Genomic DNA, 15,421 nt, shown 5'->3' with positions numbered 1-15,421 from the left:
AAGATATTGATTCAATATTGTGTATGATATTAAATAGATCCACATCTTTTCGATGTTATGGCCAAAAAAATAAAGTGGGGTTTTGTCTTGCCGGTCGATAAGTTGTCTTGCGAAGCAATATTATGTCTTATTTCATAAGACAACAAAGGCGTCCAAATGAAAGTATTTGATATTCACTTTCTGTGGCCTGGAGTTTGTATTCATCGTTTTATAAGGTTATATTTCTTCAAAAGTGCATACAACCTTGGCCGCGACAAACCGGAAATCCGGCAAGACTCTATAATATTGTTACTGGTAGAAGCCAAAATATTTTCGAGGTATGTCCTTTCAGCCTTAGCAATCGCATTATCCCTGAAATCTTTGAGCACAGGGATTGAAGCCGCTAAATGTAAATTGTTTTCTTCGCCATTAACGGTGTTCACATCTTTCTGTAGAGATGCCTTTTTCAAACTGATCCTTATGTTCAACGGTAGGTGCTTGGGAAACAGCGCCGGTTCCTCAAGCGCTTCAGAGACAGCGCTCTCAACAGCGCTTAACAATTCCCTCACGTTCCCCGGCCATTCATATTTTTCAAGAGCTTCAAGAAATTCAGGCGAAAACCCTTTGATTCCCTTTCCATAACGATCACAGAGCTTTGTAATAAAAGATACAAGTAATTCTTTGATATCTTCCGGATGCTTTCTTAACGGGGGAAGATCAATAGTGAGTGAGCGGAGACGAAAAAGGAGGTCTTCCCGGAACTGTCCTGTTTCTACCATTTTATTCAGATCCTTATTTGTTGCAGAAATGAGACGAAAATTACTTTCTATCTCCAATTCAGAACCAACAGGACGAAAACGATGTTCCTGGAGAGCCCGTAATAGATTCTTCTGGAGGGAGAGCGGTAATTCACCGACTTCGTCAAGAAATAGCGTTCCTCCATGAGCCTGTTTTATGAGACCGGTTTGTGTTTTGTCGGCTCCGGTAAATGATCCTTTTTCATGGCCAAAAAGGATGCTTTCCACAAGGGTCTGAGGTAGGGAAGCACAATCCACTACAACGAAGTTTTTATGAGCCCTGGAGCTGTTGCTGTGTATTGCCGATGCAAAAAGCTCTTTGCCTGTACCGGTTTCTCCGGTAATTACTACATTTATGTCACTCGATGCAGCTTTGGCAAGAAGGTCTATGCACGCCCTTATGCCTGAACTGTTGCCGATAATCGCTCCACGATTCAGCGCCACGGGAGATTTATTCGTCGTTTTCTCTTTCCGGTATTCAAGAGCCCTGATAAGAGAAAGTGTAACTTCTTTGATTGAAGAAGGTTTTTCAATATAATCCCAGGCGCCGTTTTTAATAGCCAACTCAGCGCCATTGGCATCTCCAAACCCCGTGAGAATGATTATTTCAGGCAAATATCCCGCCTCTCTGATTTGCGGAAGAGCTTCCAGTCCATTACCATCAGGCAAAAATATATCAAGAAAAACTACATCAAAGGGTTCGGCAAATACCTTTTTCAATCCATCATTGAGATTAAAAGAACGTGATGGGTTGTGACCGACACGTAGCACAATATCGGCAATCATCTCAGAAAATATTTCATCATCATCAATAATAAGGACTTTCGCCATCGCATTCCTCTATCTGTTTTCTGTTTTTTTCTTATCGAGTACACTTCGAATAGTTTGAGAAAACTCCTTTTTCCCGAAGGGCTTGGTAATTAGTCTTGTTATGCCTGCTTTTTTCAATTTCTTTATTGGTACGGGATCGTTTAATCCGGAACACATGATAATCGGAATATCCGGTCTTATGCGAAGCAGCTTAATTGATAGATCAAGGCCTGTCATCTGGGGCATAGTATAATCAGTTATGACAAGATGGAACATATCCGGCTGGGCACGAAAAATATCGAGCGCCTTTAGTGCATTTGTCGTGCCCACTGCCTTGTATCCCAGGCGTTCCAGCCTCTGCTGCACCATTTCAACCAATAATTCTTCATCATCCACAAACAGAATGGATTCCTTGCCGCCTGTCACCGAATCAATTTGAGCCGATTCAGGCAATCGTTGTTCCTTAGTTTTAGGCAAGAACACATGAAATGATGACCCTTTCTCCGGTTTGCTGTAAACTCTCACAAATCCATCATGATTCTTTATGATCCCATGTACCACTGAAAGACCAAGGCCGGTTCCTTCACCAGGGCTTTTAGTGGTAAAAAATGGTTCGAAAATATGGTCCATATGTTCTTGCTCGATCCCGCAGCCTGTATCGCTTATAGTCAGTCTCACATACTGGCCTGGTCTTGACTCCGGATATAGTCTGCGATCTTCTGGACCCAAACTTTCCTCTGCAAGTTCTATCCTTAGTGTTCCACCTTTCTCGCGCATTGCATAGGCAGCATTTGAACAAAGGTTTAAGATTACTTGATGGACTTGGGTCTGATCAGCCATGATAGTATCCGACTCGAGGACAAGATTTTCCCTTATTTCGATGGTTGTCGGCAGAGAAGCTCTGAGTAAGAGGGATACTTCTTCAATAACATGATTCAGAGAAACAGGTTTTTTTTCGTGCTCACCCTTCCGGCTGAATGCAAGTATTTGTTTTACAAGGTCTCGACCGCGATAAGCCCCCTTGAGTACGAGCTGCAACCTTCGCCGGGAAGGACTTTCTGCAGGAGCGTCCTCAAGCACCATCTCTGTGAAACCTATAATACCCGCAATAATATTATTAAAATCGTGAGCTACACCACCGGCCAATGTACCGATTGCTTGCATCTTCTGGGCTTCCCGTAGTTGTTTCTCAAACCTTTTCTTTTCCGTAATATCATTGATAATTGACACGTAGTTGGTGATCCTGTTGGCCGGGTCTTTAACCGGGGAGACAGTCATATAGGCATCATAGGGCGTCCCGTCTTTCCTTTTATTGGTCACTTCACCGGACCAAACCTTTCCATGGGCTGTTTTGTCGCGCATATCCCGGTAGATGCCTTCTCCATCCTTACCGCTTCTCACTATTTCAATGTTTTGAGCGATGAGCTCTGTCTTGGAGTACCCTGTTTGTACGAGAAATGAAGGATTTACGTAAAGTATTATTCTCTTCGGGTCAGTTATGGTTATTCCATCGGCAGATTGCTCTACTGCAGCCGCAAGACGTACCAGCTCTTCCTCCGCTTGCTTGCGTTTTGTAATATCCCTTGCTGCCGCAAAGACACCTTTCACACGGCCCGCCTCGTCTCTATATACCGATGCGTTATAGATTACCGGGGTAATGTGTCCATCTCTGTGTCGGATTTCTAACTCGTAATCATGGACAAAACCCTCTTTAAACACTAACTTATATCCGGTACGAGCTTTTTTCTGGTCTGTAAAATAGTCGGAAAAATCTCTTCCGATCAAATCATCCCGAGAAAATCCCGTTACCATTTCGGTAGCGGTATTTACATCGTTTATTTTACCTTCAGCACTTATTGTGACAAGAGGATCAAGGCTTGTTTCAATCAAGCTTCGATTGTAAGTATTGGTAAGCCGCAGGGCATCCTCTGCCTGCTTACGCTCCGTAATATCACTATTTATTTCCAGGACGTTTGTGGATCTCTTTTCATTGCCGTGTTCCATAGCCCATCGACTTAACACAGTAATTTTTCTCTTATCTTTTGTGGTATGAATAAGTTCGCCTTCCCAACGGCCTTTCCGTAAGGTGGTTGCCATAATATTCTTCAAAGGAACAGGAAATTTGGCAAGGAGAAGCTCATGAGATATTTTGCCGATGGCTTCCTGCTTTGTCCAGCCGTATATTTTTTGAGCACCGGAGTTCCAGAATGAGATCTTTCCTTTTACGTCTATGACAATAATGGCGTCATGTGCGAGTTCGAGTAATTCTGCCAGACGCTTTAGTTCCAATGTTCCTTCCGCGACCCGCTGTTCAAGCCCTTCACGGGCCTTACGGAGTGTCTCAACCGTTCTTTTCCGCTCTATTGCAAGGGCAACCTGGTCAGCTACCGCCTTCATCATGTTCAGGTCGTCTTTCGAAAAAAAGAGCCTCGATCTGGTGCCGAATGAAAGAGCGCCGATCACCTTGCCGTAAGACAGTAACGGATGGCAAGCATAGGCCTTGATGCCGAAAGAGCTTATCAGATCAGTCTTTGGACCCATTGCAGTGGGAATATGTTCGGCCACTATTCGACAGGAGTCGCGGGCCATTGTTCCGCAGACCGCTACCCCAAAATCCAGCCACTGTATTTCTTTAGCAGACTTGTCGGATATGCCTGCAGCGGCGTTCAGATGAAGTCGTTGTTTCTCGTCATCAACCAGGAAATTGAAAAAAACATCACAATTGAGATATGTCATCACCTTTTGGCATAGCTCTTCTATAATGGTCTGTGACGCATCGCTTGCAAGCAGTTCTCTGGCAATATCAGACAGGATGCCTAGTCGTTCATTGCTCTTACGGAGTGCATCCTCAGCTTGTTTGCGGTCGGTAATGTCAATGCATATACCGCTCATGCGGATAGGGCTAGCTTGACCCAATGCACTAATCCATCGCACCTGCCCATCTTGACGTATTATCCGGTACTCGTTTGTCAGGAACGAAGAGTCCTTCAGCGCAAGATCAATCCTGGATTTGGCAGCCTCAAGATCATCCGGATGAATAACGGACTCCCATGCCTCGAATGATGCATCTGTTTGATGGCTGTCCAACCCGAAAAGTTTGAATAACTCCGGCGACCATTCAAGTTGCCCTGTCTTGATATCCCAATTCCAGATTCCGGCTTTGGCCGACCGCTGGGCAAACTCCATCCACTCGTTCGCTTCCTGCAAAGCCTTTTCTGCCTGTTTACGTGCGGCGATGTCTCTAGTTTGTTTTCTTTCAAGCTCTGCGATACGCCTGCGTAACGCAGTAAGTTCAACAGGAAACGGCTCATTGCTTTCTTTTTTACCCACTTTATAACTCCCAAAAGAGCAGTGATTACCTATACAAATATACAATATTTCATATAATATTGCTCACATTTTTTACTTGATAATGAGATGAATATAGATAGTGATTTTATTATAATTCCAAATAAATCAAGACATTGTGATGGAGTTTACTCTACCGTTACGCTTTTCGCCAGATTGCGTGGTTGATCCACATCCGTGCCAAGCAGATTGGCAATATAGTAAGCGAGAAGCTGCAGCGGCAGCACAGATAAAATTGGCTGGAGCTCATAAATGGTTGAAGGAATGATAAAGCAGGCATCCGCCCTATCCGCCATTTCATGTGTATCTGTATCCGTGAAAAGTATAGCCCTCCCTCTCCTTGCCATTACTTCTTCAATATTGCCGCATGTCTTATGATATGTTGAGTCGTTCGGTGATATAATTGCAACCGGTAAATTCTCATCAATCAGTGCAATAGGGCCATGTTTCATCTCCCCTGCTGCATATGCTTCAGCATGTATATAGGAAATCTCTTTAAGCTTCAAGGCACCTTCCAGGGCTGTTGAATAATTTATCCCCCTTCCAATATAGAGAAAATCCTTAAATCCAATATATTTCCTTGCAAGTTCTTCAAGGTCTTTTGATTTATCAAGAATTATCTGCACTTTGTGAGGAATCTTTTTAATTTCACCTATTTTCTCCCTTAAAGTGTTGCTATCCATAAGTCCCAGCTTTTTGCCCATATAAAGCATTAGCATGAAAAGTACAGAAATCTGTGTAGTAAACGCCTTTGTCGAGGCGACTCCTATTTCCGGACCGGCATGGGTGAATATTACACCGTCGGCGTCCCTGGCAAGTGTGCTGCCAAGGACATTACAAATTGATAAGGTGTAGGCGCCATTCTTTTTTCCTTCTTTCATGGCAGCAATAGTATCTGCAGTTTCCCCTGACTGTGAAATCAGGATAAGCATGTCGCTCCTGCTTATAATAGGGTCTCTGTAACGGAACTCGGAAGCCAGATCAGTCTCGACGGGTATGCGTAAATTTGCTTCGATCACGTATTTACCAATCATACATGCATGGTATGAAGTACCACAGGCCACCATCCATATCTTTTTTATCTTTTTCAAATCAGGCATCTTCAGTTCATCAAAATCAATCTGTCCTCTCTCCTCATCCAACCTTCCTATCAGGGTTTCAGCAATTGCTCTGGGTTGTTCGAATATCTCTTTCAGCATAAAATGCTTATAACCGCCTTTCTCTGCCATAGCACCTGACCAGCTTACCTGGTGAATATTTCTCTCCACACTATTTCCATCCTGGTCGATAATCATGAATGTATCATCCTTGAAAACAGCAATATCGTTGTCCTCAAGAAATATGAGCCTGTTTGTCCTGTTGAGAATAGGCGGCGCATCGCTTGCGATAAAATATTCACCGTCTCCGATACCGATTATAAGAGGACTTTCTTTTTTTGCAGCAATAATTACCCTTTCCTTCTCCCTCATAATGCCCAAAGCATAAGAACCTTTTAGCTCTCTAAGGGTTAACTTGACTGCCTCCAGAAAATCATTACCTTTCTCTATGTAAGATGTAATCAGATGAGGAACAACTTCCGTATCGGTATCCGACAGAAATTTGCGACCCTCCCCTCTCAGCCTTTCCTTTAACTCAACATAGTTTTCAATAATACCGTTATGGACCGCAACCACGTCGCCTGCTTTATGTGGATGTGCATTTTTTTCCGAAGGCATTCCATGCGTAGCCCACCTTGTATGGGCAAGCCCCATTGTACCGCTAAAAACATGTTCAGAAACGACCTTCCTCAATTCGTCAACTTTGCCTTTTTTTCTTGCCGTTGCTATTTTATTATTGCACCAGATGGCTACACCGGCAGAGTCATATCCTCTGTATTCAAGTTTTTTCAGGGCCTCGATGAGTATGTCGCAGGCCTCTTCTTTTCCGATATATCCAACTATTCCACACATAATATTTTCCTTTTTATTTTATTTGTTCTTGCATCTTTAGCTTACGTTTTTTGTTCCCCAAGTCAACATCGTTAAAATAATTATATCGCTTTTTTGACAACCTTCTTAACACATCCCTTACTGATACAGAAGCTCTATTTGCTGCAAATTTTTAATAATTACGATGTCTTCAATATACATAAAACATACAATTCATACAAGCTTTCATAAAACATTGTCCTGATTAATCTGTGAAAACACCCCGACAACTGTATCCTTCTTGATTTCGGAATTTTCTATGAAAGCAAAACCTTCAATGCGTACGCTGCTATTTATTCTTGAATTCTTTATAAAAGTGTTCGGCCCTATTACTACGTCATCGCCTATTATAGTGCTGCCAAGTATGTAAGAGTTCGCGAAAACAGTCGTTTCCTTGCCTATAATTACATCACTCTCAATATATATATTCCTGCCAAGCATTGTTGTGCCTCTCAGCATATGCTTGTCGAGTATCCTGTCCCGCATGGTAATGTTAGCATTAAGAAGTTCTTTTTTATTATTAATGCCAAGAACCTCAGTTGATTCACCATGTCGGCAACCTTTTATATTCAAGCCTTTCTTTTTTGCAACCTTGCAGATGTCGGTCAGGTAATATTCACCCTTTTTATTGTTCGGTTCGATAAGTTTGAGAAGGGGCAAACAATCTTCGGGGATAATGCAAATACCGGTATTGATTTCGTTTACCAGCTTTTCTTCCGGAGTAGCATCGGCATCTTCGACAATATCCAGAATTTCATCATTTTTCATTATCACCCTGCCATAACCTTGTGGATTGCCCACCTGGGTTGTTAAAAAGGAAATGCTGTTGAAATTACTATAAAAGGAGAGAAAATCATTCAATGTAGAGTCTTCAATTAAAGGCACATCTCCGTAAAGAACAAGGACATCTCCTCCATTTATAAATTTTTCCGCAGTAAGCAAAGCATGGGCCGTACCTTTCTGTTCAGTCTGAACCGATATATTTACGTTCTGATTTTGAAGATATGCCTCAACCTCTTCCCTGCCAAAGCCTGTCACCACAACAATTTCAACAGGGGAAAGTTCCTTTGCTCTTTCCACAACATGGCCTATCAAAGGCTTGCCCATAACTTCGTGCATGACCTTCGGTTTTTTCGACAACATCCTTTCGCCTTTACCTGCAGCAAGTATGACAATATTAAGCTTTTTCATTTTTTACCACCTTTTTTCCAAATATTCTCGTTATAATGATACTCAATTCATAGAGTCCGCACAAGGGAATTGCCATTAATATCTGGCTTGTAATATCCGGCGGCGTTATAATGGCACTTAAAATAAATATTCCAAGGATGGCGTACCGTCTTTTTGAAATGAGGAGTTTGTGGTTTATTATCCCTATCTTCGATAAATAGTATGCAACAAGAGGAAGTTCGAATATAAAACCAAATACAACAACCATGCGTAATGTAAGACTCATATATGCCTTTAAATCGGGCATGGGGATAACATACTCACCGGCATAACTTACAAAAAACCTGTATATAACGGGCATCACCACATAATAACAGAACGATGCTCCGCATAAGAAACAGATACTTCCGAAAATAATAAAAGGCAAGAGATACCTTTTCTCCTTCTGATAGAGACCTGGCGATACAAACATCCAGAATTCATAGAGGATTACCGGAAATGTCACAAAAACTGCGGCAACAATCGATATCTTAACATAAGTAATAAATGCCTCTGTAACATAAGTAAATATAAAAGAGCTTTTTTCGGGCATTACCTTGATAAAGGGCTGCATAAGGAAATCAAATATTTTTTCTTTGAAATAAAAAGTGAAAATAAAAGCTATGCCGACAGCAGCAGCACAAATGAGAATCCTGTTGCGTAATTCAATTAGATGTGAAATAAAGGGCTGTTTTTCATCTATCCCGGTTCCGCCCGCCATTACTGTCAGCCCTTTAGGTGATGCGTAATGGATTTTTCTTTTTCCGTTAATACTTCATTATGCAGTTCATGCTGCGTATCGTGCTGTTTATTTTCCCCCTCAGTTTGAGTATCTTTTTTACTGAGCAATTCATTCTTTCTGGTTTCTTCTTTCGGTTCTTCCTCTTTTATAACCTCTTCATTTATCGTTTCCTTAACTTCATCAGCCATGCGTCTGAATTCCAGGAGAGCCTTGCCGATTGACCTGGCAAGCTCCGGAAGCTTTGCAGGACCCACTACAAGAAGGGCTACAATCATAATTACGATAAGTTCTGGGAAACCTATACCAAACATTGAGATAAAATATCATAAAAGGATCGGGAGTTTAAAGAAAATAACGGTTGATTGATACAGGTATCTTTTCCTTGACTTTATTTGCCCTTTATTGTTCTATTTATACTTAAAACTCAATTATATTTGCATTTAACTTACACCATATTAACAAATAGGGGTTCTGAATGAAGAAAATCAGTATTATAGGAACAGGCTCATATGTTCCTGAACATATTATGGCAAACTGTGATTTTGAGAAATTCCTGGACACATCCGACGAATGGATCTATTCAAGGACAGGTATAAAAGAAAGAAGGATTGCAAAAGAAAACCAGGCAGTTTCCGATTTGTGCAAAATTGCCTGCGAAAGAGCTATGGAAGTGGCTGGAGTAAAGCCGGATGATATTGATTTGATTATCCTCGGCACTATTACGCCGGATACGCATTGCCCTGCAGGGGCAAACTGGCTCGAAGCCAAATTGGGATGCAAAAATGCCGTATCTTTCGACATAACGGCTGCATGTTCAGGTTTTATTTTTGCCCTGCATGTCGCTGAAACACTTGTCAGATCGGGCACAAACAAAACCGCCCTTGTAGTTGCAGGCGAAATCATGAGCAGAGTGATAAACTGGAAGGAGAGGGAAAGTTGTATTCTCTGGGGTGACGGATCAGGCGCAGCAGTCATAACAGAATCTGATTCGGGAGCTAAAATTCTTTCAACACACATCCATACCGATGGAGCAAGCGGCGACACACTTTTAATGCCTGGCGGCGGTTCCATGACCACCCCTATATCTCATGAAAGTGTTGATAAGGGGCTGCATTTTTTGAAGATGATTGAAGCGAATAAATCATTCAAGGTAGCTGTGGGAAGATTTGCTGAAGCATGTGAAGAAGCTGCCGGAACAAACGGCTATACGATAGATGACGTTGATGTTATTATACCGCATCAGGCAAATATCCGGATTCTCCAGGCTATGGCAAAAAAATTGAAGGTACCTATGGACAAAGTATATCTGACTATACAGAAATACGGGAATATTTCATCCGCTACAGTACCGATTGCCCTTGATGAAGCTGTCAGAAACAATACAATAGTGAAGGACAAACTTGTTCTTCTGACAGCCTTCGGCGGTGGCCTTACATGGGGCAGCAGCCTTATTAAGTGGTAACAAAGGTTTTGAGTATTGATTATACGTTTTAACCATTAAAATATCTTTAAATCATCACTCAAAAATGATATTTAATATTGATTAGACCGGAGGGATGGCTGAGCGGCCGAAAGCGGCGGTCTTGAAAACCGTTGGGCGTGCAAGCGCCCCGTGGGTTCGAATCCTACTCCCTCCGCCATTTTTTTAAAAGCCACCTTCTTTTCACTTACTTTCATAATATACATATTTCAGCTTGAGTCCATATTGCAAGAAGTGTATGGGTTCAGAGATAAGAAAGAAGCCTGGCAAGAAGCTTGGTTGCATAGAGGACATCTCATGCTCCTCCTATTAAGTAAATATATATTAAAAAATAAACCCATGTTCTCAATCAGGATAAGTATCTTTGTCGGTTTGCCAATGATATCCGTGATAAATTCAGATTAGACAGAAAATCTGAATCATGCTATGTTCTGGAAGCCGCTATTGACAGTATTTTTTTATCATATATTAACAATATATTATCTAACTTATCTAATGTAATATATGCTATATTTATTACAACACATTGTAATATCAGTATTTATTATGCTTTAGGAATCAGAAATCAAGCTTTTTCAATTCGCCCTTAAATTGCTCTTTAAACTTTTTCAGCACTTTGTTTTCAATCTGCCTGACCCTTTCCCGTGATATATCGAATTTAGTGCCTATATCCTGTAATGTAAGAGGTTCATCTGTCATAATTCGGTTATCAAAAATAAATATCTCTTTATTGTTTAAGGTCTTCTTGAATTCAGCAACTTTTATTGACAAAATTTCATTTTTTTCCTTATTCGCAACAATTTCCTCGACATTGCCATCAGATTTTATCATATCCAGAATGGTATCATCGCTCTCATCGCCAAGGGGAGTTTCAAGAGAAATGTCCGAATAAAACAACCTTTTTTGCATATCCTCGACTTCTTCTTCTTTTACATCAAGGGTGCTTGCAAGGAGTTGGGGGGCTGGAAATATACCTAAGGCTTCAAGCTTCTGTTTTTCCTTATTCAGTCTATAAAAAAGCTTCCTCTGGCTCTGCGTAGTGCCAATTTTTACAAGGCTCCATGAATCCATGATATATTTCAGTATGTAGGCTCTAATCCAGAAGGAAGCATATGTTGAAAATTTTGTACCCTTATACGGGTTATACTTTTTCACTGCATGAAGGAGCCCCACATTACCTTCCTGGATAAGATCGAGAATGTTGAGATAGGTATTGTAATATTCAAGGGAAATCTTTACAACAAGCTTGAGGTTGGAGATAACAAGCTTTTGCGCAGCATCCCTGTCCTTGTCATTATGTATCTTTACTGCAATTTCCAATTCCTCATTTCTTGACAAAACAGGGTATCTTGATACCTCTGCAAGATATTTTTTAAGTGGGTCAAAGGGTATGGGGAGACCTTTTTCCACTACTTCTTCTAAAACGTCCTTATCTTCGTCAATCAAGATTTCATCTACTGCAGCTTCTTCAAAAACGTCCTTATCTTCGTCAATCAAGATTTCATCTCCTGCTGCCTCTTCAAAAATATCCTTATCTTCGTCAATCAAGATTTTCTCTGTCAAACCTTTAATGTTCTCCCCTTATTTTAATAAGCTCGGCTACTATACTGACGGCAATCTCTTGCGGCGTTTCTGCACCTATGGAAAGACCGATAGGAGCATACACCTTTCCAATTGCTTCTTCACTGAAACCTGATTCCCTCATAAAGTCAAAAACAATCTTTACTTTCCTTTTACTGCCAATCATTCCCGTATATTTTAAAGGTTTTTTTAACGCTTCAGCAAGAACATCCGCATCATATTTATGCCCTCTTGTAACAATCGTGACAAATTCCTGTCCTGTAAATTTCAATTTTTCGAACATTGTATGAAAATCTTCAACAATGATCTCATCTGCCTCAGGAAACTTTTCCCTGTTTGCAAATTCCTCCCTGTCATCAATAACTACAACATAGAAATCTACAATTTTCGCAATTTTAGAGATAAATTGCGAAACATGTCCTGCACCGAATATATATAATGAAGAAAAGACTTTTAAAGGTTCGACAATAACCCCATCAATAACAGCAGGTTGATTTTCATGAATATATTTATAGAATTTTTGCATTTCTCTTTCTTCCAGTATATCACCGGTTGTGCCGGCATCCTGCTCAATGAGGGTCTTACGTATATTATTCCCATCAAATACTGTAACAACAACGCCCTTGCCTCTTTTCTGTAATAGATTTCCAATCTTCCTGTAAAGCTCCAAATATTTTTCTTTTACAGGCTCCAGAAGAATATCGACATTCCCTCCGCAGAGCATTCCATCTTCAGCAACTTCCTTTGAATTCATCCTGAAATGAATTACGTTCATTCCTCCTGTTTCCATTATACGCATTGCTTCTCTGTGCGCATCAAATTCAAGGCGGCCGCCGCCGACAGTACCGAAACATTTTCCATCATCGCCTATAAACATCTTGGTTCCGATATCTCTCGGAGCTGATCCGGCCCGGTATATTACTGTTGCCAGCACACCTTTTTGTCCGTTTTTAATATATTGTTCAATTGTCCCATATAAATCCATATCCATCTCCTCAATGGGTCGGAAACCGGAAGTTTATGTACAAAATGCTCAGCTCTGTATGTTATGCGAAGGAAAAGTGCATAATCGCCTCAAGTACACCACCGCCTATTGCTCTTGCTTTTTCTGTAATAATAAAACAATATTCTTTTGTTGCTTTCGGATCAATATCTCCTATCTTTTCTTCTGCCTTCACATGGATCTCGCGTATCAGCCCTCTAAGTAAAGCATCGAATGGAGCAGGCACGGGCGTATCATTGACAAACATCACTGTCTCACCTTTTTTTACCTGATCTCCCATTGTCTTGACATGTTTTATCAGACCTTCGTGCGGCGACCTCAACACCCGTTCAGTAGTATAACCCATTACAGGACCAGGTATCCCTGTATACGGCTCTGCTGCGCCGCTATAAAAAACTCTCCCAAGGTTGTGCCCTCTGTTGCTCTCCACTACCGCATGGACGTCCTGCGGTGCTGAAAAACCCGGACCTACACCTATAACCAGCGGTGCTTCGCCTTTCTCTGTCCCGATATTCCGTTTTGCCATAATTGCATCAATAACCACATCCGGCTTTAGTTCTTCTACGATCTTCCATTCAGGGTCAACTATCACTGCTATTTTATTCTCTTTCCAGATTTTCTCAATCACATCCGCATTCATCGCCAGGCCTGCAACAACACCTTCAACCGTCCATTCTTTTTCATAGATTGCTTCGGAAAAGGCAACGGTTCTTCTTACAGTAAGCGGCTTGGGTATCTCGGTCATGACAATCTGTTTAAGATTAGCCATAAAAAGTCTGCATGCAATTCCTGATGCCATCTCGCCGGCACCCTTTATAACTATCTTTAAATCCTGAATTCTGTTGTTCATCACAATCCCTTCCCGAAAAAACATACAGGATAACGGCAAACATTGCAATGCAGACAAAGACCGCCGTATGAAAGTTTAGCCGAATCATTTTTACGTATTTCCTCCCCTGCCATAATCCTTGGGAGGAATATATCAAGCGCGGTGTGCTTGCTGTAATAAACACATGCAGGCGCGCCAAGAATATATTTATCCTTTATACGTGCCACAAGGAACATAGCTCCCGGAAAAACAGGCGTACCATAAAATATAACTTTAGCTCCTGTTGATTCGATCCCATCCTTTGTCACATCGTCCGGATCAACAGAAAGACCTCCTGTTGTTATAACAATATCTGCGCCCTTTTCAAGCAGTGCATTAACGGCATTTCCTATAGTTTCAACATCATCCGGAACAAGAGTCTTGCCTATAACATCCAGCCCGTATCCTCTGATTTTCTCTTCAACAACATAAGAACCGTCCTGTATCCTGCCGCTAAAGACCTCACTGCCCGTAATTACAAGGCCTATTTTAAGGTCTTTAAAAGGGCTTATTGAAATAATCCCCTTCTTCCCTACCCTCTCTGCCCTTTTCAACACCTTCTCATTCGTGTAAAGGGGGATAATCCTTGTTGCTGCAACAATATCGCCTTCTTTCACCGGGTATCTGTTCGGGACGGTGCTCAAAAGCACATCGGAAATTCTATTGATTTCATAGAGATGTTTTTCATTCACATAAAAAAGGCCCTTCACCTTACTTACTATATTTGCTTTTCCTTCCTTCGCAGGAACAGACTCCATATTGCTGTCTATGATGGATCGGGCAATCCTCATGCCTGCCTCATCTTCGTGGATACCCTTAAGTTTCTTATCAAAAATGAATACTTGCCCTTTACCAAGATCTAAAAGTTTTTCTACATCATCTTTTTCGATAATCCTTCCCCTTTTGAAGGCCACATCCTTTTTCTTTCCGGGGATAATCTCGGTAATATCATGGGCAAGCACCAACCCGAGCGCATCCTCCACTTTAACCTTTTTCAATCCTGTATCCCCTTTCTTTTAAAAGATTTATTGTTTCAATAGTATCTATGTCGAAAACACTTCCCTCATCACCCTTTATAAATACCACATCTTCCATATGTTTATCTATGATTTCCCTTAAGCCTCTGTCCCCTGTGAGTATCTTCATCTCCTCAATGTAAAGCTTGATTTTCACCATTACCGGATGTCCCTTGTTGTCATTATATTCAGGAATAAGCATTCGAGGACCTTCGTTCAAATACATATCCAGCATACTGCTTATTGTTTCCCTTTTTATAAAAGGCTTATCGCCAAGATGGAAAAAGACACCATCAGCGTCCTCAATAAAGGGAAGCACAGCCTTTACTGATGAGGACATGCCATCTTTGTAATCAGGGTTGTTAACAAGTACAATAGATATGGAAGAGGAGAGAAAAAAGTCTTCAAGCTCTTTTTTAATTTCAAGGCTTTCAGGATTGGTAACAATAAATATCTTTTCTATACCTTCTATACAAAAACATTCAACAGTCCTGGCAATTACCGACTGACCGTCTATTTTTACTGTAAGCTTATTAAAACCAAGTCTGCTTGAAGTACCGGCAGCCAATATTACCGTATATATTTTTTGCATGTTCTGCCATAAACTAACAGCTAAAGCTG

Annotated in this window: 12 protein-coding genes and 1 tRNA gene; 2 read left to right on the top strand and 11 right to left on the bottom strand. The window is 41.2% G+C overall.

Annotated elements, in window-relative coordinates:
• Positions 1-200: 200 nt before the first annotated feature.
• From NT010_13850 to tatB, 6 genes are all read right to left on the bottom strand, one after another.
• Complete coding sequence (locus NT010_13850) at positions 201-1,607, bottom strand: sigma-54 dependent transcriptional regulator (protein MCX5807122.1); 1,407 nt, start codon at positions 1,605-1,607, stop codon at positions 201-203.
• A 9-nt stretch (positions 1,608-1,616) separates the two neighbouring features.
• The gene (locus NT010_13845) at positions 1,617-4,916 is read right to left on the bottom strand and encodes a PAS domain S-box protein (GenBank protein MCX5807121.1); all 3,300 of its coding nucleotides are present in this window, start codon (positions 4,914-4,916) and stop codon (positions 1,617-1,619) included.
• Between the two features lie 146 nt (positions 4,917-5,062).
• Complete coding sequence (gene glmS, locus NT010_13840) at positions 5,063-6,883, bottom strand: glutamine--fructose-6-phosphate transaminase (isomerizing) (protein ID MCX5807120.1); 1,821 nt, start codon at positions 6,881-6,883, stop codon at positions 5,063-5,065.
• 204 nt (positions 6,884-7,087) lie between these two features.
• Positions 7,088-8,092, bottom strand: coding sequence for an NTP transferase domain-containing protein (locus NT010_13835; GenBank protein MCX5807119.1), 1,005 nt, complete (start codon positions 8,090-8,092; stop codon positions 7,088-7,090).
• Positions 8,079-8,831, bottom strand: a complete 753-nt coding sequence (gene tatC / locus NT010_13830) for a twin-arginine translocase subunit TatC (GenBank protein MCX5807118.1) — start codon at positions 8,829-8,831, stop codon at positions 8,079-8,081. The genes NT010_13835 and tatC overlap by 14 nt, the downstream gene beginning before the upstream one ends.
• Before the next feature lie 5 nt (positions 8,832-8,836).
• Positions 8,837-9,163, bottom strand: a complete 327-nt coding sequence (gene tatB, locus NT010_13825) for a Sec-independent protein translocase protein TatB (protein ID MCX5807117.1) — start codon at positions 9,161-9,163, stop codon at positions 8,837-8,839.
• A gap of 164 nt (positions 9,164-9,327) precedes the next feature.
• On the opposite strand from tatB, the gene NT010_13820 reads away from it, so the two are divergent.
• Together NT010_13820 and NT010_13815 are read left to right on the top strand one after the other, a co-directional pair.
• Positions 9,328-10,314: a ketoacyl-ACP synthase III gene (locus NT010_13820; GenBank protein ID MCX5807116.1), complete on the top strand. Its 987-nt coding sequence runs from the start codon at positions 9,328-9,330 to the stop codon at positions 10,312-10,314.
• An 88-nt stretch (positions 10,315-10,402) separates the two neighbouring features.
• Positions 10,403-10,492 (top strand) — tRNA-Ser (locus NT010_13815).
• Between the two features lie 398 nt (positions 10,493-10,890).
• Here the strand turns inward: NT010_13815 and NT010_13810 are convergent.
• From NT010_13810 to NT010_13790, 5 genes are all read right to left on the bottom strand, one after another.
• Positions 10,891-11,895 carry an RNA polymerase factor sigma-32 gene (locus tag NT010_13810; protein MCX5807115.1) on the bottom strand — a complete coding sequence of 335 codons (1,005 nt, stop codon included), beginning with the start codon at positions 11,893-11,895 and terminating at the stop codon, positions 10,891-10,893.
• A 4-nt stretch (positions 11,896-11,899) separates the two neighbouring features.
• Entirely contained in the window at positions 11,900-12,898 is a 999-nt protein-coding gene (locus tag NT010_13805; protein MCX5807114.1) for an XdhC family protein, read from the bottom strand.
• Positions 12,899-12,959: 61 nt separating this feature from the next.
• Positions 12,960-13,766, bottom strand: a complete 807-nt coding sequence (gene yqeB / locus NT010_13800; protein MCX5807113.1) for a selenium-dependent molybdenum cofactor biosynthesis protein YqeB — start codon at positions 13,764-13,766, stop codon at positions 12,960-12,962.
• Entirely contained in the window at positions 13,766-14,782 is a 1,017-nt protein-coding gene (locus NT010_13795) for a molybdopterin-binding protein (protein MCX5807112.1), read from the bottom strand. The genes yqeB and NT010_13795 overlap by 1 nt, the downstream gene beginning before the upstream one ends.
• The gene (locus NT010_13790; protein MCX5807111.1) at positions 14,769-15,392 is read right to left on the bottom strand and encodes a nucleotidyltransferase family protein; all 624 of its coding nucleotides are present in this window, start codon (positions 15,390-15,392) and stop codon (positions 14,769-14,771) included. The genes NT010_13795 and NT010_13790 overlap by 14 nt, the downstream gene beginning before the upstream one ends.
• Between the last annotated feature and the right edge of the window lie 29 nt (positions 15,393-15,421).

This window comes from Pseudomonadota bacterium (assembly GCA_026388275.1).
Lineage (GTDB): Bacteria > Desulfobacterota > Syntrophorhabdia > Syntrophorhabdales > Syntrophorhabdaceae > JAPLKB01.
This window is presented reverse-complemented; position numbering and strand designations above follow the sequence as displayed.